At 64.9% G+C, this 25,106-nt stretch carries 18 protein-coding genes; 10 read left to right on the forward strand and 8 right to left on the reverse strand.

Annotated elements, in window-relative coordinates; all coding sequences use genetic code 11:
- The first annotated feature begins 126 nt into the window (after positions 1-126).
- The 5 genes from LRX75_RS03470 (at position 127) to LRX75_RS03490 (ending at position 6,620) form a co-directional block, all read left to right on the forward strand.
- Positions 127-942 (forward strand): alpha/beta hydrolase fold domain-containing protein, encoded by an 816-nt coding sequence (locus LRX75_RS03470; protein ID WP_231811901.1) that lies wholly within the window; start codon positions 127-129, stop codon positions 940-942.
- 32 nt (positions 943-974) lie between these two features.
- On the forward strand, positions 975-2,162 hold the full coding sequence (locus tag LRX75_RS03475) for an efflux RND transporter periplasmic adaptor subunit (protein WP_231811903.1): 1,188 nt from the start codon (positions 975-977) through the stop codon (positions 2,160-2,162).
- A gap of 199 nt (positions 2,163-2,361) precedes the next feature.
- Positions 2,362-5,544 carry an efflux RND transporter permease subunit gene (locus LRX75_RS03480; RefSeq protein ID WP_231811905.1) on the forward strand — a complete coding sequence of 1,061 codons (3,183 nt, stop codon included), beginning with the start codon at positions 2,362-2,364 and terminating at the stop codon, positions 5,542-5,544.
- Positions 5,545-5,687: 143 nt separating this feature from the next.
- Complete coding sequence (locus LRX75_RS03485; RefSeq protein ID WP_231811907.1) at positions 5,688-6,143, forward strand: Lrp/AsnC family transcriptional regulator; 456 nt, start codon at positions 5,688-5,690, stop codon at positions 6,141-6,143.
- Positions 6,144-6,161: 18 nt separating this feature from the next.
- A complete protein-coding gene (locus LRX75_RS03490; protein ID WP_231811909.1) occupies positions 6,162-6,620 on the forward strand; it encodes a RidA family protein in 459 nt (152 codons plus the stop codon).
- 13 nt (positions 6,621-6,633) lie between these two features.
- Here the strand turns inward: LRX75_RS03490 and LRX75_RS03495 are convergent, their stop codons facing one another.
- The 6 genes from LRX75_RS03495 to LRX75_RS03520 form a co-directional block, all read right to left on the reverse strand.
- Positions 6,634-8,703, reverse strand: coding sequence for a hybrid sensor histidine kinase/response regulator (locus LRX75_RS03495; RefSeq protein WP_420851134.1), 2,070 nt, complete (start codon positions 8,701-8,703; stop codon positions 6,634-6,636).
- Positions 8,681-10,189, reverse strand: a complete 1,509-nt coding sequence (locus tag LRX75_RS03500) for an ATPase domain-containing protein (RefSeq protein ID WP_231811913.1) — start codon at positions 10,187-10,189, stop codon at positions 8,681-8,683. Before LRX75_RS03500 ends, LRX75_RS03495 begins: the two co-directional genes overlap by 23 nt.
- A gap of 230 nt (positions 10,190-10,419) precedes the next feature.
- A complete protein-coding gene (locus LRX75_RS03505; RefSeq protein ID WP_231811915.1) occupies positions 10,420-11,496 on the reverse strand; it encodes a lipocalin-like domain-containing protein in 1,077 nt (358 codons plus the stop codon).
- A 4-nt stretch (positions 11,497-11,500) separates the two neighbouring features.
- Entirely contained in the window at positions 11,501-13,909 is a 2,409-nt protein-coding gene (locus LRX75_RS03510; RefSeq protein WP_231811996.1) for an ABC transporter permease, read from the reverse strand.
- A complete protein-coding gene (locus LRX75_RS03515) occupies positions 13,909-14,586 on the reverse strand; it encodes an ABC transporter ATP-binding protein (protein ID WP_231811917.1) in 678 nt (225 codons plus the stop codon). Before LRX75_RS03515 ends, LRX75_RS03510 begins: the two co-directional genes overlap by 1 nt.
- A gap of 34 nt (positions 14,587-14,620) precedes the next feature.
- Positions 14,621-15,868 carry an MFS transporter gene (locus LRX75_RS03520; RefSeq protein ID WP_231811998.1) on the reverse strand — a complete coding sequence of 416 codons (1,248 nt, stop codon included), beginning with the start codon at positions 15,866-15,868 and terminating at the stop codon, positions 14,621-14,623.
- 336 nt (positions 15,869-16,204) lie between these two features.
- On the opposite strand from LRX75_RS03520, the gene LRX75_RS03525 reads away from it, so the two are divergent.
- Complete coding sequence (locus LRX75_RS03525) at positions 16,205-18,409, forward strand: TonB-dependent hemoglobin/transferrin/lactoferrin family receptor (RefSeq protein ID WP_231811919.1); 2,205 nt, start codon at positions 16,205-16,207, stop codon at positions 18,407-18,409.
- Positions 18,410-18,647: 238 nt separating this feature from the next.
- Positions 18,648-20,378 carry an ABC transporter ATP-binding protein gene (locus LRX75_RS03530; protein WP_231811921.1) on the forward strand — a complete coding sequence of 577 codons (1,731 nt, stop codon included), beginning with the start codon at positions 18,648-18,650 and terminating at the stop codon, positions 20,376-20,378.
- 51 nt (positions 20,379-20,429) lie between these two features.
- On the opposite strand, the gene yghX is transcribed toward LRX75_RS03530, so the two are convergent.
- Positions 20,430-21,317 carry a YghX family hydrolase gene (gene yghX / locus LRX75_RS03535; protein ID WP_231811922.1) on the reverse strand — a complete coding sequence of 296 codons (888 nt, stop codon included), beginning with the start codon at positions 21,315-21,317 and terminating at the stop codon, positions 20,430-20,432.
- 91 nt (positions 21,318-21,408) lie between these two features.
- Complete coding sequence (locus tag LRX75_RS03540; RefSeq protein ID WP_231811924.1) at positions 21,409-22,500, reverse strand: ROK family protein; 1,092 nt, start codon at positions 22,498-22,500, stop codon at positions 21,409-21,411.
- A gap of 209 nt (positions 22,501-22,709) precedes the next feature.
- Here LRX75_RS03540 and minC point away from each other — a divergent pair, with 209 nt between their 5' ends.
- Genes minC through minE form a run of 3 tightly spaced genes read left to right on the forward strand, consistent with a single transcriptional unit; the run spans position 22,710 to position 24,558 of the window.
- Positions 22,710-23,456: a septum site-determining protein MinC gene (minC, locus tag LRX75_RS03545; RefSeq protein WP_231811926.1), complete on the forward strand. Its 747-nt coding sequence runs from the start codon at positions 22,710-22,712 to the stop codon at positions 23,454-23,456.
- Positions 23,457-23,485: 29 nt separating this feature from the next.
- The gene (minD, locus tag LRX75_RS03550) at positions 23,486-24,301 is read left to right on the forward strand and encodes a septum site-determining protein MinD (RefSeq protein ID WP_092989048.1); all 816 of its coding nucleotides are present in this window, start codon (positions 23,486-23,488) and stop codon (positions 24,299-24,301) included.
- Positions 24,298-24,558, forward strand: a complete 261-nt coding sequence (gene minE / locus LRX75_RS03555) for a cell division topological specificity factor MinE (protein ID WP_092937262.1) — start codon at positions 24,298-24,300, stop codon at positions 24,556-24,558. Before minD ends, minE begins: the two co-directional genes overlap by 4 nt.
- Positions 24,559-25,106 lie beyond the last annotated feature (548 nt).

A 25,106-nucleotide genomic window follows, 5' to 3' on the forward strand; every position in this document is an offset into this window, starting at 1 on the left:
GCTTAGCGCCGATTGTTCGAATTTTCGGAACATTGATCCCGAATACCGCGCGCTTGTGAAGCTGGCAGGAATAATACTAGATAACAGCAACGATGAGCAAGGCGCTCGACACACGGAACGATCGACATGAATGCGGTTTGGCAGACAATCGATATCTCGGCAGAGCCCGCCCGGACTTTGGCTGTCCGCGTCTACAAAGGCAAGACGGCGCAACGGCCCGTCCCGCTCGTTCTCTATCTTCATGGCGGTGCTTTTCTCGGTGCCGCGCGTCCGGAGGCTGATCGCCCTATTCCAAGGGCAATCGCGGATGCCGGTGCCGTGGTGGTGGAAGCGGACTACGGCGCACTCTCGGATTTCTGCTTCCCTCAGGTTCTCGACCATGCCTCTTGCGCGCTTCGTTTTGTCGACGAGCAGCGCAAGCACCTGGGCGGAACGGCGAAATCCCCGATTTTCGTGGTCGGCAACGAGGCTGGCGGCAATATCGCAGCCGGCGTCGCTCTCAAGGCACGCGACCGGTTTCCCGGTCGTTTGTCCGGGCAGATGCTTCTGTCACCGCTGATCGACCCGCGCATGTCCTCGATCTCGATGCGCGAGGCCGACATCCGTCTGCGCGAGCGCTGGGCCGACGGTTGGCGGCACTATATGCGGGCGGTTTGCGGCGGACAGCATCCCTATGCGGCGCCCTGCGAATGCTCGCGCCTGACCGGGGTTGCGCCGGCGCTTCTGGTGACGTCGGACGACGATCCTCTGCGGGACGAAGCACAGTCCTATGCCGTGCGCCTCCGGGAGGCCGGCGTTCGTGTCCGGGAACAGATCCTGCCCGCGAGCTTCGGATGGACGGGCATCTACAGGGACCACATGGGTCCGTGGATCGAGGCGATCGGCGCCGGATTCTCGGCCTTTGTCGATGAACTCCGATCGGGAGATCGGGCAAGAGCTTAAACATCGGCTCGCTGAGAGCCAAGGAGTTGACCATGACAGCAAAGACCAACCGCTGGGCCCTGATGGGCGCCGGCCTGAGCATTGCTGCGTCCGTTGCGGGGGCAGCGTTCTACTTCGAGAGAACGGAAGGGGCAGTGGCGGCCGAACCGGCCGCGGCGGCCGCGCCACAGGCTATTCCCGTGACCGTCGCGGCCGTGGAAACACGAAACGTTGCGACCTGGCAGGCGTTTTCCGGTCGCCTGGAGGCGGTCGGCCGGGTGCAGATCCGTCCGCGGGTCGCCGGCGCGATCCAGTCGATCGAATTTCGCGAGGGTGCGCTGGTCAAGGCGGGCGATCTTCTCGTCACGATCGATCCCGAGCCTTTCAAGGCGGCCGTGGCCCAGGCGGAAGGGCAGGTCGCATCCGCCGAGGCGCGCCTGGATTATGCCTGCACCGAGCTTGAACGCGGCGAGCGGCTCACCTCCAAGAACGTCCTTTCCGACAGCGACCTTGCCCAGCGGCGCAGCGCCAAGGCGGAAGCTGTCGCCGCCGTGCAATCCGCCAGAGCTGCCCTGCGTGTCGCGGGGCTGGACCTCGGCTACACCGAGGTTCGCGCACCCATTTCGGGCCGGGTCGGTCGCCGTGAGATCACCGAGGGCAATCTCGTCGCCGCAGGGTCCGGCTCGCCTGTGTTGACGACCCTGGTGTCGGTCGATCCGATCTATGCCAGCTTCGACGTCAACGAGGATCTCATCGGCCGGACACTCGCGCAGCTCGGCGGAAGCGGAACGGACGCGCCGGATCTGGCTCTCGTGCCGGTGGAACTCGCGACCGGGGCAGGGGAGGGGGCGGCCATTCGCGGAAAGCTGCAGTTGATCGATAACGAGGTCAACGGGCAGAGCGGCACGGTGCGGGTTCGCGCCGTCTTCGACAATCCGGGCGGGCATCTGCTTCCGGGCCAGTTCGTGCGCATTCGCATGGGCGACCCGACGGCCGAAAACCACCTGATGATCAGCGAAAAGGCCGTCGGGACCGATCAGGACAAGAAATTCGTCTTCGTCGTCGATCCCCAGAACACGGTCGCCTATCGGCAGATCCAGCTCGGCAGCGCCGTCGATGGCCTGCGGATCGTCGAAAAGGGTCTGAACGCCGGCGATCGCATCGTCGTCAACGGCTTGCAGCGCATTCGTCCCGGCGCGCTGGTCGATCCGCAGACGGAAGCCAAGGTCGCGCAACAGTAGGCGTCGGACCGGAATAGCCACGATCAGTGGGTGCCTCACGAGACCGAGGCACCTCTCTTCCGCGCAAAGACCATCACAGCGTCGGTCCGACCCGGGACCTGCGCCGCACTCGCATCCATCCATATGCCGGAACGCGCGGTCGAACCGCCGCGCGCCGTGGCCTTTCGTCTTCTGATCATTCCCGGAGAGGGGTTATGACATGAATATTTCCCGATTCTTCATCGACAGGCCGGTCTTTGCCGGCGTCCTGTCGGTCCTAATCGTCGTTGCCGGCCTGATCGGCATGCGCGCTTTGCCGATTTCCGAATATCCCGATGTCGTGCCGCCATCCATCGTCGTGCGCGGCACCTACCCGGGCGCCAACCCGAAGGTCATCGCGGAAACGGTGGCAACACCGCTCGAGGAGTCCATCAACGGCGTCGAGGACATGCTCTATATGTCGAGCCAGGCGACGGCCGATGGCGTGCTGACGCTGACGGTGACGTTCAAGCTGGGAACGGACCCCGACAAGGCCCAGCAGCTCGTCCAGAACCGCGTATCGCAAGCCGAGCCGCGTCTGCCGGCGGAGGTGCGGGCGCTCGGGGTGACCACAGTCAAAAGCTCCCCCGACCTGATGATGGTCGTCAACCTCGTTTCTGCCGGCGGGCGTTACGATCTGACCTATCTGCGCAACTATGCCGTTCTGAACATCAAGGACCGGCTGGCGCGCATCGAAGGTGTCGGCCAGGTGCAGGTCTTCGGCGCCGGGGATTATTCCATGCGCGTCTGGATCGACCCCCAGAAAGCTGCGGAATATGCGCTCGCCGCGAGCGATATCACCACGGCCATTCGCCAGCAAAACGTCCAGGCTGCCGCCGGCATCATCGGCGCGTCGCCGACACTGCCCGGCGTCGATCTGCAACTCTCGGTCAACGCGCAAGGCCGCCTGCAGACGCCGGAAGAGTTCGGCAATATCATCGTGAAGAGCGGTGCGAACGGCGAGATAACCCGGCTACGCGACGTCGCGAGCATCGAAATGGGGGCCGCCGACTACACGCTGCGCTCCCTTCTCGATGGCGAGCCGGCCGTGGCCGTGCCCGTCTTCCAGGCGCCGGGCTCCAATGCCATCGCGATCTCCGACGATGTGCGCGCCACCATGGCGGAACTGTCGAAAGCCATGCCGGAAGGTGTCACCTTCGAGATCGTCTACGACACCACCGAATTCGTTCGGGCCTCCATCGAGAAGGTCATCGATACGCTGCTGGAAGCGATCGCGCTGGTCGTGATCGTGGTCATCGTGTTCCTGCAAACCTGGCGGGCGTCGATCATTCCCCTGATCGCGGTTCCCGTCTCGATCATCGGCACCTTCGCCGTCATGTATGTCTTCGGCTTCTCGGTGAACGCGCTGACGCTGTTCGGTCTCGTCCTTGCGATCGGTATCGTCGTGGACGACGCGATCGTGGTGGTGGAGAATGTGGAGCGCAACATCGAGAACGGGCTTGCGCCCCGCGAGGCGACCTATCGCGCGATGCAGGAGGTCTCCGGGCCGATCATCGCGATCGCGCTGGTTCTCGTCGCCGTGTTCGTGCCGCTGGCGTTCATCACCGGGCTTTCCGGGCAGTTCTATCGGCAGTTTGCCCTGACCATCGCGATTTCCACCGTCATTTCCGCGATCAATTCGCTGACGCTGTCGCCGGCGCTGGCAGCCCTTCTGCTCAAGGGCCACCACGCCAAGAAGGACAGGCTGACGATCGTCATGGATAAGGCCTTGGGCTGGTTCTTCCGTGGGTTCAACCGCGCCTTCGGAGCCGCGTCCAACGGCTACGGTCGCAGCATTGGCGGGCTCCTGTCGCGCAAGAGCGTGGTGATGGTGGTCTATCTCGCGCTCGCTGGCGCCACCTACGGCATGTTCAATGCGGTACCGGGCGGCTTCGTGCCAGCGCAGGACAAGCAGTATCTCATTGGTTTTGCACAGCTTCCGGACGGTGCGACGCTCGATCGGACGGAAAGCGTCATCAAACGGATGAGCGATATCGCCCTGCAGCAGCCGGGCGTGAAGAACGCGATCGCCTTCCCCGGCCTGTCGATCAACGGTTTCACGATCGGCTCGAACGCCGGCATCGTCTTCGCCATCCTCGACGATTTCGAGAAGCGCACGACGCCCGAGCTGTCGGGCGGCGCCATCGCCATGCAGCTGAACCAGAAATATGCCGGCATTCAGGATGCCTTCATCGCCATGTTCCCGCCGCCGCCGGTCAACGGTCTCGGGTCCACGGGCGGCTTCAAGCTGCAGATCGAGGATCGGGCCGGTTTCGGCTATCAGGCCCTGGATGAAGCGACGAAGGCGTTCATCGCCAAGGCCTACCAGACGCCGGAACTCGCGGGCATCTTCTCGAGCTTCCAGATCAACGTGCCGCAGCTCTTCGCCGACCTCGACCGGACCAAGGCCGAACAGCTCGGCGTGTCCGTCACCGATGTCTTCGATGCGTTGCAGATCTATCTCGGCTCGCTCTATGTCAACGATTTCAATGCCTTCGGCCGCACCTACAGTGTCCGGGTGCAGGCGGATGCGAAGTATCGGGCAAAGCCCGAGGATATCGGACAGCTGAAGGTTCGCTCGCAGACGGGTCAGATGATCCCGCTCTCGGCGCTCCTGAAGGTGGATGCGACCACAGGGCCCGAGCGCACGACACGCTACAACGGCTTCCTTGCGGCCGATGTGAACGGCGCACCGGCACCGGGCTTCTCGTCCGGCCAGGCCCAGGCCGCCATCGAGCAGATCGCCCGGGAGACCCTGCCGTCGGGCATCGACTTCGAATGGACGGATCTGACCTATCAGCAGATCCTGGCGGGAAGCTCCGGCTTCCTCGTCTTTCCGCTCGCCTTGCTGCTCGTCTATCTCGTGCTTGCGGCACAGTATGAGAGCCTGACGCTGCCGATCGCCATCATCATGATCGTGCCGATGGGCGTGCTCGCGGCCCTGACCGGGGTCTGGCTGACGGGGGGCGACAACAACATCTTTACCCAGATCGGCCTCGTAGTCCTTGTCGGGTTGTCGGCGAAGAACGCGATCCTGATCGTGGAGTTCGCCCGCGAGCTTGAGTTCGACGGGCGCACGCCGGTTCAGGCGGCCGTCGAGGCGAGCCGGCTGCGTCTGCGCCCGATCCTGATGACCTCGATGGCCTTCATCATGGGCGTCGTGCCGTTGGTCATCTCGACCGGGGCAGGGGCCGAGATGCGCGCCGCCATGGGAATCGCCGTCTTCTCCGGCATGATCGGGGTGACCTTCTTCGGCATCTTCATGACGCCGGTCTTCTACGTGCTGGTGCGCAAGCTGGCCGGAAACCGGCCGCTGAAGATCTCCGCGGACGCGCACGAGACGCATCTGGTGCCGGCGGAGTAGCGGATCGCAGACACGTCCGCGACAGCATGCCGCCGAACGTCAGGTTCGGCGGCATTGGCATGTCCCGTTCCGCCACCGAGATGACAAACTGCAAGAAGCAGTGTTAAATCCGTCAGACGATGGGACAAACGGAATGCTGCGCTGTGAAATATACCCGAAATGCCACATCCGCGACCTATGTCCCCGATGACCTCGACAGGCGCATCATCGCCCATCTCCGGGTCGATGGCCGAGCGTCGCTGTCGAAGCTTTCGGACGCGCTGGGCGTGGCCCGCGGCACCGTGCAGAATCGTCTCGATCGCCTTCTGGAAACGGGAACGCTGCTCGGCTTTACGGTGCGGGTGCGCGAGGATTTCGATGCGCAGACCATTCACGCGGTCATGATGATCGAGGTCGTGGGGAAATCGACGACGCAGGTCATTCGCCGCCTGCGCGGCATTCCCGAGATCTATGCGCTCCATACGACCAACGGCAATTGGGACCTCGTCGCCAACATGCGCTCGGCGACATTGTCCGATTTCGACCGTGTGCTGCGCGAGGTGCGGACGATCGAGGGCGTCGCCAACAGCGAGACAAGCCTGCTTCTCAGCAGCGTTTAGGAGAGGGGAGGGGAAGCGATGAGCGTCTATCGGCGGCTCGAGGAACTGGGTCTGGTCCTGCCGGTGCCACTGGCACCCGGCGGCAACTATGTGCCGGCTAAGAGAGCCGGTGACATGCTCTATCTGGCAGGGCAGGGCGCGGCGCGTGCGGAGGGGGGATGGCATACGGGCAAGGTCGGCCGGGATGTCTCGATCGAGGAGGCGCGCGCTCATGCCCGCATCGTTGCGCTGCAGGTCTTGTCGACCGTGCAGCATGCGGTGGGCGATCTCGATGCCGTCGATGTCGTCAAGGTGTTCGGCATGGTCAATGCCGTGCCGGACTTCACCGAGCACCCGTTCGTCATCAATGGTTTCTCGGACCTCCTGATCGAGGTCATGGGCGAAGACGGCCGCCATGCGCGCTCCGCCATCGGCATGGGGTCCCTCCCCAACGGCATGACGGTCGAGATCGAGACGATCCTCCGGATCAAGCGCTGATGAGGGGCCGGGTTCAGGGCTGGCAGACGATCTTGGCGATCTCGGTTGCCAATTGGTCCTGCGAATAGGGTTTGCCGAGCCTTGGAATGTTCAACTCGGTGCCGGCCGGCAGCTCGGCATAGCCGGTTGCGATCAGGATCCTGAGATCGGGCCGCAGGGCAAGCGCCTGCCGGGCGAGTTCCGCTCCGTTCATGCCGGGCATGGAAAAGTCTGTGATCATGAGATCGAAGGCATCGCCACCTTCCAGCACGCCCAGGGCTTGCCGTCCGGAATTGGCCTCCACGACGCTGTGACCGAGATCCTCCAGCATATCCACGGTGCTCATCGCGATCAGGGCGTCGTCATCGACCATGAGAATGCGAAGGGCTTCGGATCTTTCCGATTTTTCGATGGTCGGAACCTCCGGCGGGGGCGCCTTTTCGGCGATATCGCTCGCGCGCGCGACGGGCAGGCGCAGCACCGCTGTGGTGCCGTGTCCCGGGCGGCTCGACAGCTGCAATGCGCCCTTCAGCTGAATGGCGAGCCCGTGGATCATCGACAGTCCGAGACCGGTCCCCTTGCCCAGCTCCTTGGTCGAAAAGAAGGGATCGATGGCCTTCCGCAGCGTTTCCGGCTCCATGCCGATGCCGGTATCGGTGACCGAAAGCATGAGGTAACGACCGGCGGACAGCACGTCCGTGGCTGTGGGGCGGTCTTCCACGTCGAGGCGAATGGTGATCGTTCCGCCGTCGGGCATCGCGTCGCGCGCGTTGACGACGAGGTTGAGCAGCGCCAGTTCCAGCTGGTTGCTGTCGGCTTCTGCCGGCGGCAGGTCGTCGGCGATCTCGCTCTGCAGGGTGATGGCGGAACCGACCGAGCGGCGCAGCAGGTCCTCCATCTCGCTCACCAGCTTGCGCAGATCGACGGGACCGACCTGAAGATCCTGCCGGCGGGCAAAGGCGAGCAACCGCTGGGTCAGCGAGGCGCCGCGACGCGCGCCCTGAACGGCGCCGTCGATCAGCCGGACCGCCTTGGCATCGCCGTCGACATGCTTGCGCAGCAGTTCCAGATTGCCGAGCACGGCCATCAGGAGGTTGTTGAAATCGTGCGCCACACCGCCGGTGAGCTGCCCGATGGCCTCCATTTTCAGGGCCTGGCGCAGCTGTTCCTCGGCCTTTTCGCGCTGGGCGACCTCGCTCATGACGACGGCGTGGGCCTCCTCCAGCTCGGCCGTGCGCTTCGTCACGCGCTCTTCCAGCGTCTCGTTGATCTGCCGCTGCTGATCCTCCACCCGGCGGCGCTCGGTGATGTCGGCGGAGACGCCGACCAGCTTCACCGGGCGTCCGGTCCGGTCCCGATAGACCTGCGCGCGGATCTCGGCCCAGTGCAGCGTTCCATCCGGCCAGACGACCTTGTATTCGATCGAATAGTCCTGCCCCGTCTCGATGGTCTTGCCGACGGCGTCCAGCATCCGCGCCCGATCTTCGGGGTGAATACTCGCGATCAGCTCCTCATAGCTCAGCGTTTCCGACGCGCCGCGGCCGAAGATGGAGCGGCACATGACCGAGGTGGTCAGCGTCTTCGTCTCGAGGTCGAGTTCCCAGGCGCCCAGCCGTCCGGCTTCGAGCGCCGTCGCCAGCCGCCGTTCGCCATCGTCCAGCGCCTGCATGCGCAGCCGGGCCTCGAACTGGCGTCGTCTGCCGCGCATGGCCGTGCGCGCGACGCTGACGAAGGTCGTGGCATGGAAGGGCCGCTCGATGAAGCTGACGTTTCCGAGCACTTCCGAGAGACGCGCGGCCGCGGGGTTGCGTTCGGGCCCGCCGCCGCGCTGCGTCAGCACGATGAAGGGCAGGTCCGACCAGCTCGGCTGCGTGGAGATCCAGCCGGAGAGGGCCTTCAGATCGGCGGAGCGAAGCGCCTCTTCGGTGATGACGCCGAATGCCACCTCCTCGCCGAGCTTCTCGACGAACTGGACCATGGTTTCCGCCGACACGGATGCCATCCCGGCTTCGACAAGCAGGGCGGCGGCAATCTGGGCATCGCGCCCGGCCGGGGCGAGAACGAGAACGGTCGCAACGCGATCAGAAATTGTCGCCACTCCCATCGGCAAGCGGCATCAGCGTCTGGGCGCTGGAGGTGAGCACCGGTACGCCGCGAAGCACGCCCTGGAAGCCGGCAAGCGGCTCGCCGAGGTTGAGGCCGTCGGAGCCGATGCGGTATTCGCGAATCGTATCCTCATGCCGCCCCGTCCGCTTCTTGATGACGGAGACGGCCCGCCGCACGGTGCCCATGGCTTCGAAATAGCGCAGCAGAATGACCGTGTCGGCGAGATAGGTAACGTCGACCGGCGATTTCATGTCGCCCACAAGGCCGTGCTGGGCAACGGTCAGGAAGGTATTGGCCCCCTGCCGGTTGAGGTATTGCAGCAGCTCGTGGATGTGGAGGATCAGTGCGTTTTCCTCGGGCATCGCGGCCTGATAGCCGTTGACACTGTCGATCAGAACCGTCTTCGCATTGGAGCGGGTCACGCTCTCGCGGACGCGCTGGGCGAACTCGCCGGGGGAGAGTTCGGCCGCATCCAGCTGCTCGATATACAGTCGTCCCGCATCGCGCATGGCCTCGAGGTCCATGCCCATGCTCTTGGTGCGGGCGAAGAGAAGGCCCAGTTCCTCGTCGAAGACGAAGATGGCCGCGGTTTCGCCGCGCTTGACGGCCGCGGCGACGAACTGGAGCCCGAACAGGCTCTTGCCGGTGCCGGCGGGGCCGATGAGGAGCGTGCTCGATCCGCGCGAGATGCCGCCGCCCAGAAGACCGTCGAGCGCGGGGATGCCGCTGCTCAGCACCGCCCGATCGAAATCCGTACGATGCTCGGTGGCGCGCAGACGCGGGAAGACCACCACGCCGCCGGTCTCGATGATGTAATCATGATACCCGCCGCGATAAGCCTTGCCGCGATATTTGATGACGCGCATGCGACGGCGCTCGGCACCGTAGTTCGGCGCCAGTTCCTCGAGATGGATGACGCCGTGCACGACGCTGTGGACGGTCTTGTCGAGAACGTCGGCCGTGAGGTCGTCGAGAAGGAGGACGGTCGCGCCGGATTTCGAGAAATAGTGCTTCATCGCCAGGATCTGGCGCCGGTACCGCAGCGAACTCTGCGCCAGAAGGCGGATTTCCGACAGGCTGTCGATGACGACGCGGCTGGGGCGGACGCGCTCGAACGCCTCGAAGATCAGCTTGGTGGTTTCGCCCAGTTCGAGGTCGGACGAATAGAGCAGGCTCTGCTGCTGCTCGGAATCCAGCAGGCTTTCCGGCGGCACCAGTTCGAAGATGGTGATGTCGTCGCCGATCACCATGCCGTGCGACGCGGCGCTGTTGCGCAGTTCGTCTTCCGTTTCGGACAGGGTGATGTACAGGCACCGTTCGCCGTTCGCAGCACCTTCCAGCAGAAATTGCAGGGAGATCGTCGTCTTGCCGGTGCCGGGCGACCCCTCCAGCAGAAACACGTGGCGGCGGGACAATCCGCCGGCCAGCACGTCATCGAGGCCTTTCACACCGATCAGGGCCATCGAACCCAAGTCTTTGGTCATCGTCTTTTCCGTTCCTCGGCGGCGCACGCACCGTCGTCTATTTTATCTGCTGCGTCCTGAGAACGAAAATTCGGCTCTGCTCTGTTTTCGACGGAAATCGCTGCGGTCGTTGTCTGCAAATTATCTCTTACGTTGTGAAACGTCTAATCCTATTCGTGGAAAGCGGCGGTCAAATCAGCGTCAAGGCCGCTCCGAATACGCTCTTCTATCAAAGTCCGAAACATCCGCCATCAATACCCCGTCATCTCCAGATAGCCGCGTCCGGCATGACTGCCGCCGAAGGTGATCGGGCCCTCCCAATAGGGCGTTCGGGTCGCCATCCAGGCCCGCGGATTGATGGCCGTCGTGGTGATGTCGAGACCGCGGGCGGGGAGGGTAAGGTGCCAGCCGACCGGCACCGTTCGCCTGGCGACCGCGGCCGTCGCCAAGGGTGAGACGGACAGCGCGCCCGGCGCCAGAGGGGAGGGGGTGCCGTCGGCCGCGATCCAGGTCGCCGACGTGTAGCCCGCGCCGCTGTCGCGCAGGCGAAAGCCCATCAGCTTTTCGCCACTGTCGAAATGCAGCGAAAACCAGTCCCAGCCGGTCTGGTCGGCCGCCAGCGGCTGCGAGGACCATTCGCGATCGAGCCAGGCCTGTCCGGTAACGGCGACCTCGCCGCCGGGAAGGGAGAGCGTGCCCCGCACGTCGTAGAAGGGCTGCGAATAGTAATAGCTCGCCTGCCCGGCCGCCGATTTGACCGAGTAGCCCTCTTGCCCCTGACGGACGATCGGGCCCTTGGCCGTGAGGTCGAGCGCATAGCGGAAATCCTGCCCCGATGCCGTCAGCTGCACCTCGGCCACCGCGTCGCGACCTGCCGTCGGCGCCGTCGCCTGCATCCGCCAGTCGTCGATCCAGGCATCGAACGGCTCCGCCGTCACGCCGGCCTGCCCGATGCCGCCGCGGGCGAGGCGTTCGGCCACGAAATGCCGCTCCGGTGTCGTCACGGCCGCGTGCCCCATCCAGATCTGCGGGCTGCTCCAGCCTGCGCGCTCGCCCGGCTGGAGGGCCGAGCGGAAGAGCGTCCATTGAACGCCATAGGCCTTGCCGTCGGCGCCGGTGAGATTGGCCGTGATGTACCACCACTCGATGCGGAAGTCGGGATGGGCGCCGTGATCGCGCGGAAAGGCGAAGGCTCTGCCGGGCTGCGGCACGGCGAACCCCTCCGCGGTCGTGCCGAGCCCTGCAAAGCCCTGCGCCGCTGCGGCCAGCGGCTGGCACAGGCCGACAAGGAGCCACAGGAGCAGCGACAGGAGGGGGCGAGCGGTCATGGGCCTACCGTTCATTGGCAAAGACTTTCAGGAGATCCGACGGTGCGACCGCTGCAAGCTGGCGCAGGGGGATGAATGCGGAGAGCAGGCTGGCGCCGAGGGCGAGCGCTGCGAGACGCAGCCAGTCGGCGGGGAAAACATGCATGGGAAGCTGCCAGCCGAAAGCCTCGACATTGACGACGGAGAGCAGCACCCAGGCAAGTCCGAGCCCGACGGGAAGGGCCGCAAGCAGCGTGATGGCGGCCAGCACGAGGGTCCTGGCGAGCTCCAGAAGAACGAGCTGGCGACGGGTCAGACCCATGGCCCAGATCGGCGCGAGTTGCGGCAGGCGCATGGCGGACAGCGTCATGAGGCTGGCGAACATGGCGAGGCCGGCGACGCCGAGGGTGAGGACGTTGAGCGCGGCGGTGACCGAAAAGGTCTGCTCGAAGATGTCGAGCGACCGGCGTTTGAGGCTCGCCTGATCGATGAGATTTTCCGGCGGCAGATCGAAGCGTGCGCGCAGCGCCTCGGAGAGCGCGGCGACGTGCGTGGGCGGCAGGCGCAGACCGTAGCGCAGGCGGGCGACATCCGGATAGTGCGTCGTCAGCGCGTCGAGGCCGATCATCACCTGGGGGAGGGGGTTGCCGTAATCCGAGTAGACGCCGGCCACCGTGGTCGTCCATCCCCCGGGAAGGTCGAGCCTGTCGCCGATGACGAGCCGATCGCGTCGCGACAATTGCTCGTTGATCAGCGCACCGGTTCCTGCCGCCACCTGATCCCAGGTGTCCGATGTCCTTGCGAGCAGAGGCCAGTTGTCGCGGTAGGTCGGATCGTCGGCGACGCCGAAGATCTCCGCCGGCGCGCCCCGCACGTCTCCGGAAACGCTCCAGATCGGCAGGACGGCATCGACACGGCCGGGCAGCCAGGCCCGCAGATCCGCAGCCTGGGCCTCGTCGCGGGCGGTGACGTAGAGTTCGGCGGCGAGCCTCTGGTCGAGCCAGCCGGTGAAGGTCAGGCGGAAGCTGGAGACCATGGTGCCCACGCCGATATTGGCGGAGAGGGCAAGCAGCAGGGCCATCAGGGCGAGCGACAGGCCCGGCAGTTGCTGGCGGGTATCCGCCCAGAACCATTCGGCGACCGGCCGTCGCGTCAGGCGCTGCATGAGCGCGAGGAACAGCGCGAGAAGCACCGGCAGCAGCAGCGCGGCCCCGAGAAGCAGGCCGCCCAGGACCGAGAAGCCGACGACGAGGCCCGAGCCGAAAGCGGCAAGCGCGATCGTCGCGGCAAACAGCGCAACGGCCACGGCCGCCTGCAGCCGAAGCCCGGACTCCGAGGACCGCGCCCAGGCCCGCGGCTGGGCCGGTGCCAGAAGCGGCATGCGCCAGACCCGCCAGAGGCTCTGCGCGGCTGCGGCCAGCGTTCCGAAAAGCGCGATCGCCAGACCGGACGCCCACCATTGCGGCCGCAGCGTGAGAGTGCCGGGAACGCTGGCCCCGTAGAGCCCCTGCAGGGTTGCGGCGACGCCGGGCAGGAGCACCGATCCCACGAGATAGCCGAGCAGGACCCCCGCGATGCCGGCGATGATCGCGAAGCCGACGAGCTCCGCGAGAAGCAGGCCGGTCAGCGTCGTGGCCGGCAGGCCGAGCGAGCGCAGCGTGCGAAAGGTGGCCCGACGCTGCTCGAAGGCGAGCCCGATGGCGGAATAGACGATGAAGAGACCGACGGCGAAGGCGAGAAACCCGAAGGCGGTGAGGTTGAGATGGAAGCTGTCGGTGAGGCGCGCCAGATCGCCCTGCGCATCCGGCGCCTTGACGACCAGCCCCGGAGCGATCTGCTCGACGGGGGCAAGGCCCTGCCGCTGCCCGGGCGCCACGATCAGCTGGCTGATCTCCCCGGGCTTGCCGAGGAGCTGCTGGGCGGTGCCGATATCCGTCATGCCGATGCCGGCAAGGAGCGACGAGGCGACCTTCAGCGGTGGCAGGGATTGTCCGGACAGCTTCTCCGCCGTCTCCGCGGACACGTAGAGCAGGCCGGGCGGTGTGAGGAAGGCGAGGAGATCGCCTGTCGCACCGATATCGCCCGCCCGCCCCTCGTCCGGCATGGTCAGAGGATCGATGCCGATGAGGTGCAGGCGCGTCGGGCCGCGGCGCAGCGTTCCCTCGATGACCGGGGAAACCAGCCAGCCGGCCCGGCGGAGCGCGACGTAGTCGGATTGCGCGACCGGCGCGCCGGTGCCGCTGACGATGCGGTCGAGGCGGTCCTGCCCGAGCGTCGCGGCGGCGCGATCGTAGCTCGCGCGCGCCTCGGCATTGATCGCCTGCACGCCGGACCAGAGGGCCGTCGCCAGGGACAGGCCGAGGAGCAGCATGACCAGCTGCAGCGGTCGGCGCCGCCAGTGCGACAGGAGCGCGGTCATCGCCGTGCGGCGCATCATGCGGGCCGGTCCACGGTCCGGTCGATCCGGCCCGAGCGCAGATGGATGCGGCGGTCGAGTTGCCCGGCAAGGCGCTGGGAGTGCGTGACCATCAGCAGCGAGGATCCGGTTTCCGCGACGAGCGAGAGCATCAGCGCCATCACGGCATCGCCCGTGGCCTCGTCCAGATTGCCCGTCGGCTCGTCCGCCAGCACGAGTTTCGGCCGCGCGGCCAGCGTCCGCCCGATGGCGACACGCTGCTGCTGACCGCCCGACAACTGCTCGGGATACCGGGCGAGCAGCGGGTCGAGCCCGAGCCTTGCGGTCAGCTGCTGCTGCCAGTCGGCATCGAGACGACCGGCAAGGCGTGCGTGGAAGGCAAGGTTGGCCGCCACGGTCAGCGAGGGAATGAGGTTGAACTGCTGGAAGATCAGCCCCACCGTCGAGCGACGGAGGGCGGCTCGCCCTTTGTCGTCAAGCCCGCCGATCTCCCGCCCGTCGACCGTGATCCGTCCGCCATCGGGATGATCGAGACCCGCGACCAGATGGAGGAGCGTGCTCTTGCCGCTGCCGGATTCGCCGGTCAGCGCCAGACTCTCGCCGGCACCGAGGGAAAGGTCGATGCCCTGCAGGACGGCCAGCGGCCCTTCCGCCGTCCGGTAGCTCTTCGACACGTCGTCTAGAGTGAGGAGCATGACCATCCGATCGACGTGTCTGACCGCGTCCTGCTCATGCGAGGCTCGTTCCGTCCCGGGCGATGCGCCGGGCCGTGATCCGCGCGGTCATGATGACGAGCAGGCCCGCCGCGGTCAGGCAGGCCGCCAGAAAGAACATCGGCGCGATGGTGCTGCCGGTCGCATCCTTGATCCAGGGCACGACGTTCTGGGCGATGAACCCGCCGAGATTGCCGACCGAGTTGATCGCGGCGAGACCGGCGGCCGCGCCGGCACCTTTGAGAAACCGTGACGGCAGGCTCCAGAAGACGGGCTGGCCGGAGAAAATGCCGGCCGCGGCGACGCAGAGGAAGGCGAACTGCAAGGCGTGATTGGGAACGACGGCGGAGAGGACAAGGCAGGCCGCGCCGACGAAGGCGGGAATGACGATATAGGGCGTCTTGGACGCCGCCTTGTCGGCCATGGCCGGCACCGCCCAGAGCGAGATGGCGACGAGCAGCCACGGGATGATGTTGATGAAGCCGTTGACCGTGTTGCTGACGCCGAACTCCCGCACGATGGTCGGCAGCCAGTAGCTGAGGCCATAGGCGGCGAGCGGAAAGCCGATGTAGCAGAGGGCCATCAGCAGAACCTGCGGATTGACCAGCGCCTTGAACCCGTTGCCGGCTTGATCGGACATCCCCGCATTTTCCGCGGCCAGCGTATCGCGCAGCCACGCCTTTTCCTCCGCGGAGAGGAAGGTCGCCTTTTCCGGGCGATCGACCAGATAGAACAGCGTGACGACGCCGGCGATGATGGCAGGGATGCCGGTAGCAAGGAAGACCCATTCCCAGCCGGCATAGCCGAGCATGCCGTCGAGATCGAGCAGGATGCCCCCGAGCGGCGCGCCGATGGCATTGGCGATGGCGCTGAAGATCATGAACAGGCCGACCATGCGGGCGCGGTAGGATGACGGAAACCAGAGCGTCAGCAGGTAGAGCACGCCCGGGAAGAAGCCCGCCTCGCAGACGCCGAGCAGGAAGCGCAGGATGTAGAACATCGTCGGGCCAGTCGTATAGGCGAGCGCGACCGTGACCATCCCCCAGGTGACGAGGATGCGCGCGAACCATTTTCGCGCGCCGAACCGTTCCAGGAAGAGGTTGCTCGGCACCTCGAACAGGAAATAGCCGATGAAGAACAGCGAGGCGCCGAGGCCATAGGCATATTCGCTCATGCCGAGCGCGCCGACCATGTCGAGCTTGGCATAACTCACGTTCTGACGGTCGATATAGGCGATCAGGTAGAGGATGCCGAGGAACGGCATCAGTCTCCAGGTGATTTTCGAGATCACGGTCTTTTCCACGATCGGTCCTTCCTCGTCGTCCTGTCCGGCGTGCTCCGGCGATTGCGGATGCGCATCCCGTACCAACTAGAAGCGGCCGCAATCTTGTCCATGTCGTCGCCGGTTTTCGTCGCCGCGACGCCGCGCGACGGATCCTCCGAAACGCCGATTTTTAATATTGACACAAATACTCATGTTTTATAGCTGTCGTGTCGGGGGCAGGCATTCGTCTGTCAGTTCATTGTGTCGGCCACGTCATGTCATCTCCGCGGGACCCTGCGGCGAAAGGCTTTCGTGTGCCCGCTGAAAGGAAACAACATGGTATCCCGGGGCTTGCGGTCCATCCTCCTTGCCTGCTCATCTCTCATGGTCGTCGGCGCGTTCGCGCCCGTGACGTTGCCGGCCTTTGCGCAGGAAACACCGCCCGCGCAGGGCACCGCTTCGACCCAGGAGCAGACGGCGCTGCCGACGATCATCGTCAAGGGCAATCGCGTCCGGCAGGGCGCGCCGGAGGATACGCCGCTTGCCACCCGCACCACCGCCGAACAGATCGCCGAGAAGGACATCGACGATCTCGACGACCTGGGCGACACGACGGAGCCCGGCGTCAGCTTCGTCTCCGCCACGAAGAGCGTCAACATCCGTGGCCTGGAAGCCGACCGCGTGCTGACGACGATCGACGGCATTCCGATCCCGTACCTGTCGGACGGCGTGCGCAACTCGCAGGGCGGCGTCGACACCTATGATTTTGCGTCCCTCGGCACGGTCGATATCCTGCGGGGCGCGGATTCCAGCCGTGCGGGTTCGGGCGCTCTCGGCGGCGCCATCATCCTGCGCACGCTGGAGCCGGACGACCTGATTGCGGACGGTGCAACGGTCGGCGGCGTCGCCAAGCTCGGCTATGACGGCTCCGACCGCTCGCTGACCGGTGCCGCGGCCATCGCCAAGCGCTTTGACAACACCTCCGTGCTCTTCCAGAGCTCCTACAAATACGGACATGAAGACGAGACGGGCGGGGATGTCGGTGGTTACGGTGCGACGCGCACGGAGGCCGAGCCGATGGATCTCAACCGCCGCAACATCCTCTTCAAGGTGCGCCAGTCGCTGGAGGGCGGCCACACGATCGGCCTGACCGCCGAGCATTACGGCCAGAACACGACCACCGACCTGCGCGCGACGCAGGGTTTGACCTATCAGCCCGACGATTACGACCGGGATTCCGACAAGAAGCGCGACCGCGTGTCGCTGGATTACTTCTTTGATGCGACGAGCGGCGACAGCTGGATCGACAGCGCCTTTGCGACCGTCTATTTCCAGAGGGCCGAGCGCATCGAAGGCACGCACGGCACGCGCCTGACGCCGCCGCGGGGCTACTACATGCGTTCCAGCGATAACGAAGCCCGTTCCTACGGCGCAAGCGGCTATGCCAATTCCAGCTTCGACACCGGCCTGCTCCATCATCAGGTCACGTTTGGCGGCAATATCGACTTTACCCGGACGAGCCAGTACCAGAAGGGTGACGACAGCTGCGACGAATTCTACGTTCCGACCTGCGCCAACTACCACAACAACCGATCCGACATGCCCGACACCGACAGCCTGATGGTCGGCCTCTTTGCGGAGAACAAGATCGGGTTCGGCAATAGCGGGGTGTCCCTGACCCCCGGCCTGCGCCTCGACTGGTACCGCCACGATCCGCAGGAAACCTCGACCTATACCAGCATCGGCAACAGCCCGGATCTTCCCGAAGGGCAAAGCGATGTCCGGCTTTCTCCAAAGCTCCGCGCCGCCTGGCAAATTCATTCGGATGTCGAGCTGTTCGCGCAGGTCACCACCGGCTTCAAGGCGCCGAACGTGACGCAGCTCTATACCAATTATGACAACGCGCCGCTCTACCGGTCCATCGGCAATCCGGATCTCGACCCGGAAACGAGCTACGGCTTCGAGGCGGGCGCGAACTTCGGCGACGAGGACTTCGGCGGGCGGATTGCGGCCTATACGACGCGCTACAAGAACTTCATCGACAGCGAAACGACGCCCGAGGCAGGCTACCGACTGGGGACGATCGAATACTTCAACCGTGACCGCGTCCGGATTTCCGGCATCGAGGCCCGCGCGCAGAAGACCTTCTCGTCCGGTATCGACCTGCATGGCTCGCTGGCCTATGCCCGCGGCACCGATCTCGACACGGATGAACTGCTCGCATCCGTCGCACCGCTGAAGGCGATCGTCGGCGTCGGCTACAACACCGAGGTCTGGGGAACGGATCTCAGCCTCGTCACCGCGGCGGCCGTGGACGACGATTCCATCGCGGGAACCAAGCCCGGCGGCTATGGCATCGTCAACCTCACCGGCTGGTGGGAGCCGGAACAGGCCAAGGGCCTGCGCATCCAGGGCGGCGTCTACAACCTCTTCGACAAGACCTATTTCGACGCGCTCGAGGTCAAGGATATCGCCAATGCCTCCGAGCTTTATTCGGAAGCCGGACGCACCTTCAAGATTTCCCTGACGCAGAAGTTCTGAGCCGAAGGTTCGGACCGTCCATCCTCGTTTCCGGCGTGCCTTCGATGTCACAATGGAGAGCCAAGATGCGGGCAAGCCACCAGCTTGCCCGCATATCGTTTTCAGCTTGTGGCATCTTTGCTCTAGGTTTCGGGCGACGCATGGCGGGCATGAACATCCGCAGCACAGTTTCGGGCGGCTGCGCCCGAAGGCCGCATCGGCATCCGGTCGAGCCGCCCCGCATATCAAGAGCCACGGCATGAATGATCTTCTCAGGCGGTTTGCCGCCTACTACCGCCCGCACCGCCGCTTGTTCCTGCTGGATTTCTCCTGCGCCATCTCGGCCGGTCTGCTCGAACTGGTCTTTCCCCTTGCCGTCAAGCTCTTCATCGACCGGCTGCTGCCGACCAACCAGTTCGGCCTGATCGGTCTCGCCGCGCTCGGCCTGCTCGTCATCTACGTCGTCAATGCCGGCCTTCAGGTCGTGGTCACCTATTGGGGACATATGTTGGGCATCCGCATCGAGACGGAGATGCGGCGCAAGGCCTTCGACCATCTGCAGAAACTGTCCTTCGGCTATTTCGACAACCAGAAGACCGGCCATCTCGTCGCGCGGCTGACGAAGGATCTCGACGAGATCGGCGAGGTGGCCCATCACGGGCCCGAGGACGTCTTCATCGCCGTCATGACGCTCGTCGGCGCTTTCGTCCTGATGATGTTCGTGCATGTGCCGCTTGCGCTGATCACCGCGCTCATCGTGCCGCTCGCCGCTTTCGTCACCACACGCTATGGAACGCGGATGACGGTCAACTCGCATGCGCTCTATGGCAAGGTCGCCGAGTTCAACGCGCGCATCGAGGAGAATGTCGGCGGCATCCGCGTCGTCCAGGCCTTTGCCAACGAGGATCACGAGCGCGCGCTGTTTGCCCAGAACAATGCCGGATACCAGCGCACCAAGCTCGAAGCCTACAAGTTCATGGCGGCATCGACCTCGCTCTCCTATCTCTCGATGCGCCTCGTGCAGGTGGCGGTGATGCTGGCAGGCGCCTGGTTCGTCGTGCGCGGGGAGCTCACGGCCGGCGGCTTCGTCGGTTTCCTGCTCCTCGTCGGCGTGTTCTTCCGGCCGATCGACAAGATCAACTCCGTCATCGAGACCTATCCCAAAGGTATCGCCGGCTTCCAGCGCTACCAGCAGTTCCTGCAGACCGAACCTGACATTGCCGACCGCGCCGATGCGGTGCCGGTTGATCGTCTGAGAGGCGATATCGTCTATCGCGGTGCCGGCTTCGGCTATCAGGGCGGCCGTCCGATCCTGCGCGATCTCGACCTCTCGGTGCGCGCCGGCGAGACCGTCGCCTTCGTCGGGCCGTCCGGCGCCGGCAAGACCACCATCTGTTCGCTGCTGCCGCGGTTCTACGACGTCACCGAGGGGACGATCACCATCGACGGCATGGACATTCGCGACATGACGCTGAAATCGCTGCGCTCCAATATCGGCATCGTCCAGCAGGATGTCTTCCTCTTTGCCGGAACGATCCGGGAGAACATCGCCTATGGGCGCCTGGGGGCCTCGGAGGCGGACATTCTCGCCGCCGCCCGGCGAGCCCGGCTCGACGCGGTCATCGCGGCACTGCCGGAGGGGCTGGAGACGGTCATCGGGGAACGCGGCGTGAAACTGTCCGGCGGGCAGAAACAGCGGCTCGCGATCGCGCGCATCTTTCTCAAGAACCCGCCGATCCTCATTCTCGACGAGGCCACATCCGCGCTCGACACGGAAACCGAGCGTGCCATCCAGCAGTCCCTCAGCGAGCTTGCGGAAGGGCGCACGACCCTCGTGATCGCGCATCGGCTGGCGACGATCGCCAATGCAGACCGCATCATGGTGGTGGAGGATGGACGGATCGCCGAACAGGGCACGCATGCCCAGCTGCTCGCGACGCCCGACAGCCGCTACCGCCGCCTGCAGGCGCCGGCTGCCGAGGGTGCCTGACGATCGGGGCCGTCGGCAGGACGCCGGCGTCCTGGCGCCGGCGTCAGCGTGTCACGCCAGATATCTGTTGAACCAGGCGATCGTCCGGTCCCAGGCGAGCTTGGCCGCAGCCTCGTCATAGCGCGGGGTCGAGTCGTTGTGGAAGCCGTGATTGGCGCCGGGGTAGATATAGGCCTCATAGGTCGTCCCCGCCGCCTTCAGGGCCGTTTCGTACGCCGGCCAGCCCTCGTTGACCCCTGTGTCCAGCTCGCCGTAATGCAGCAGCAACGGCGCCTTGATGCGCGGCACATCCTCGGCCTTCGGCTGCCGGCCGTAGAAGGGCACGGCGGCCGCAAGCTCCGGATAGGCGACCGCCGTCGCATTGGAGACTCCGCCGCCGTAGCAGAAGCCGGTCATGCCGACCTTCCCGGTTGCGGCGTCATGCGCCATCATGAATTCGACGGCGGCGAAGAAGTCGTTCATCAGCTTCGTCGGATCGACGCTTTTCTGGAGTTCGCGCCCTTTCTCGTCATTGCCCGGATAGCCGCCGACGGAGCTCAGCCCATCGGGCGCGAGCGCAATGAAGCCGGCCTTCGCCACGCGGCGTGCGACGTCTTCGATATAGGGATTGAGACCGCGATTCTCATGCACGACCACCACGGCGGCCGTCTTGCCCTGTGCCTTTGCCGGGCGCACGAGATAGCCGCGGACCTCGCCGTGGCCCTTGGGGGAGGGGTAGGTGATGTACTCCGCGACGATGTCGGGATCGGTGAAGGCGACCTGCTGCGCCAAGGCATAATCGGGGCTCATGGACGACAGGATCGCCGCCGCCGTCAGTCCGCCGATGGCAAACTTGCCCGCCCGGTCGAGGAACTCGCGCTTGGAGATCTTTCCATGGGCATAATAATCGTAGAGTTCGAGCAGTTCCGGGTGGAAATCCCGAGCCGTCAGACGCGTCATCGCACACTCTCCTCTCATCCTGTCGCGGCCGAAGGTAGAGCGGAACGGGACGAACGTCGCTTCACAAGTCCGGCACCGTCAGGCGCGGTCCTTATGCCTGCGTCTTCTCCTTGTTGACGAAATGGGCATTGCCGAGGCCGGTGCCGATGGTCAGCACCGCCCATTTCGAGACGTCGTGCATGAAGGGGATCTGCGACAGCCCCTGCACGACGGCATCATTGTGCATCATCACGAAGGTCTCGTGCCCGCCGATCTCGGGGATGGCCTTCTTGATGGCGGCCGGCAGGTTGAAGCTGTCGCTTTCCCAGTTGCCGCCGGGGAGATTCTGCCCGCCGCGTTCGATCGAGCCGTCCGCCTGGATGATGCCCGGGCAGCCGATTCCGATCAGCGGCGCGGGCGCGAGCTTCTCCTTCTCAGCGCGGGCGATCAGGTCTTTCAGCATCGCGATCATGCGCTCGACGGCGGCGCCGCGGCTCGGTCGATCGTCGGAATGCCGCCAGATCTCCGACTGCCAGACGGCGGCCTCCTCCAGATAATGCTTGTCGTCGCTCTTCGCCTTGCCGAGATCCACGACGCCGGCGCGAATGTTCGTGCCGCCGATATCGACGGCGAAGATCGCCTTGTGCCCCTTCAGCATCCATGCGGGCATCAGGTGTACCGAGCCGATCAGCCCGGCATCATCAGGGTGGTGAACGACCGGGACCAGATGGACGCGCACGCCCCGCTCGGCCAGCAGCATCTCCGTGCGCGCGATGGTGAGTTCGCCGGACCGGCTCTGGCGAAAGCCGCCGCCGACCGCGATCCGCTCCGTGCCGGCCCAGTGCTTCTGCTTCAGGAAACGCGCGACCACATCGGCGAACTCCTGGGAAAAATCCTCGATCGCGCTCCACACGAGAGCGGCCGCCTGCGCATCCTTGCTCTTCAGCAGGGCATCGATGTCGCGCTTGGGAAGATCGGCGGTCGGCACCTTGCCGATCGGATCGATATCCACCTCGCGCATGACCTTGCGCCAGTGCTGCAGCTTCTCGCGGAACTCTCCCTTCGTGGCCTTGTCGCCGATGAAGCCGTCCTTGTCGCGGATCTCGATGTTGTAATCGTCGATGATGAGGGCTGGTAGGTCGAGGGCTCCGTTCGTCAGGGGCCCGGCCGCCTGATCCTGTGTCGCAGTCTTTGACGTAGCCATCAATCATCGATCCCTTCATCTGCAGTGGGTTGGCAACGTATCGCTGTCGCGGATGTTCCAGCCGGCCGTTGCCGGCTGCCAAGGAAACCCCGGAAATGGCAGGAAAATGGCCTCTTTCGACGGTTTCGCAAGCCTTGGGCAAGGCCGTTCCTGTTAACCTTTCGTTAACCGTCCTCGCGATAGATATTGTAAACGAATCCTTAACCTCGATGAACAAAGTGACAACAGACGCCCGCTCGATCCGTATCAAGGGCCGCTCCTTTCTCGCGGTCGTTCTCTCGCCGGACCTGCCGCTCGATGCGTGGCTGATCCGGCTGGACGATCTCGCCGCGCGCTCGGCCGGCTTCTTCTTCGGCCGCCCGGCCGTTCTGGACGTCGCCGACCTGAAGCTCGACCGGACGCAGCTGAAGGAACTGGTCGACGAACTGACCCGCCGCAATGTCAGCATCATGGGCATCGAGGGCGCGCGTCCCTCCGCGATCGCGCCCGGAATGCCCCCGGCGCTGAAGGGTGGGCGTCCGGCCTCCGATTTCGAGGTGACGACCAGCGATCCGGCGGATGCGGCGACGGCGACCGATGCGGCCCCCGAGGCCGGCGCGGTCCGCGCGGAAGAACCCCGCCCGGCGCTCCAGTCGCTCGTCATCCGCGAGCCGGTCAGGTCCGGGCAATCCGTCGTCTTTACGGAAGGCGACGTCACCGTGGTCGGCTCGGTCGCCTCGGGCGCCGAGATCATCGCGGGCGGGTCGATCCACATCTACGGCGCGCTGCGCGGCCGCGCCATGGCGGGCGCCGTCGGCAACGCCACCGCACGAATCTTCTGCCGGAAGCTCGAGGCCGAACTGGTCGCGATCGATGGCGTCTACAAAATGGCCGAAGACATGGCCCCCGGCCTCCGCGGACAACCCGTCCAGCTGTGGCTGGAGGACGATGCGATCATGGCAGAGAAACTCAAGTGAGCCGGACACGGCCAAAACAGGAGAGCAAGATGGGGAAAGTCATCGTCGTTACGTCAGGCAAGGGTGGGGTCGGCAAGACCACGTCCACGGCCGCCCTCGGTGCCGCCCTGGCTCAGAGGAATGAAAAGGTCGTCGTGGTCGATTTCGATGTCGGGCTGCGCAATCTCGATCTGGTGATGGGGGCGGAACGCCGCGTCGTCTACGATCTGATCAATGTCATCCAGGGCGACGCCAAGCTGCCGCAGGCGCTGATCCGCGACAAGCGGCTCGAAACCCTGTTCCTGCTGCCCGCGTCGCAGACCCGCGACAAGGACAACTTGACGGAAGAGGGCGTCGAGCGCGTCATCGCCGAGCTGAAGCAGCATTTCGACTGGATCATCTGCGACAGCCCTGCCGGCATCGAGCGTGGCGCAACGCTCGCCATGCGCCATGCCGACGTCGCCGTCGTCGTCACCAATCCGGAAGTCTCCTCCGTGCGGGACAGCGATCGCATCATCGGCCTGCTCGATTCCAAGACGCTGAAGGCCGAAAACGGCGAGCGCATGGAAAAGCACCTGCTGCTGACCCGCTACGACCCGATCCGCGCCGAGCGTGGCGACATGCTGAAGGTCGAGGACGTGCTGGAAATCCTGTCCATCCCGCTGCTCGGCATCATCCCGGAAAGCATGGATGTGCTTCGCGCCTCCAACATCGGTGCACCGGTCACGCTCGCAGACGTGCGTTGCCCGCCCGCCATGGCCTATTTCGACGCTGCCCGTCGCCTCGCCGGCGAAACCCTGCCGGTCACGATCCCCGGCGAAAAGCGCAGCCTGTTCGGCAAGATCTTCGCACGGAGGGCTGCATGAGCATTTTCCGCCTTTTCACCAAACAGAGGTCCGCGCCGATGGCGCGCGAGCGGCTGCAGGTTCTGCTGGCGCATGAACGCGGTGCCGCCGGCTCCGACCTCGTCGCCATCCTGCGCGAGGAAATCCTCGCGGTCATCGCCAAGCACGTGCAGATCGACAGCGACAAGGTCCATGTGAAGATGGACCGCGACGAACATATGTCGATCCTGGAGATCGACGTCGAGATCCCGCTGGACGCCACCAAACAGGCGGCCTGAGACCGGCAAGGCTCTCCCCATCGGCGCGGCCGCGACACGATCGCAGCCGCGCCGTTTTCGTTCCGGGCGCCGCTGCCCGATGCCGTTATCGCATATGCCTTCGACGACGCCCGAGCCGCTGCTCCGGGCGTCGTTTTCGTTTACGGAATCGGGCCGGGATGGCCTGCGGTCAGAATTTGCTAAACATAACAGTGACTTGTCACTTTTATGAAGTTTTTCGAACGGGGGCTGTTGACGAACGCTCTTCCCCGGATCTATAAACCGCACACCAACGAGGGCGGCGGCGCTGCTGGCGACCGACGAACTCGCTCTGAAGTTTCTTGACTTTGTAGCGACTTGGCGGTCTCAGGCAAAACAGCTTGAGGCTCTTGTGGGGAAGATTTTGCGGTGATTTTGGCTTCAAGCTTTGATCATTTCGCGCTGTGACGGACCTGATGGGTTGTGTCGGTTTTTTGACAATTGAAGATGAGAAAGAGAAACGTGGGCGGCGGATGTTGCGCGGATCTGAGAGAGCTTTCGGGCTTTTGACGGTTCATGGAATAGACTTC

It is taken from the genome of Rhizobium quercicola (assembly GCF_021168455.1).
Lineage (GTDB): Bacteria > Pseudomonadota > Alphaproteobacteria > Rhizobiales > Rhizobiaceae > Ferranicluibacter > Ferranicluibacter quercicola.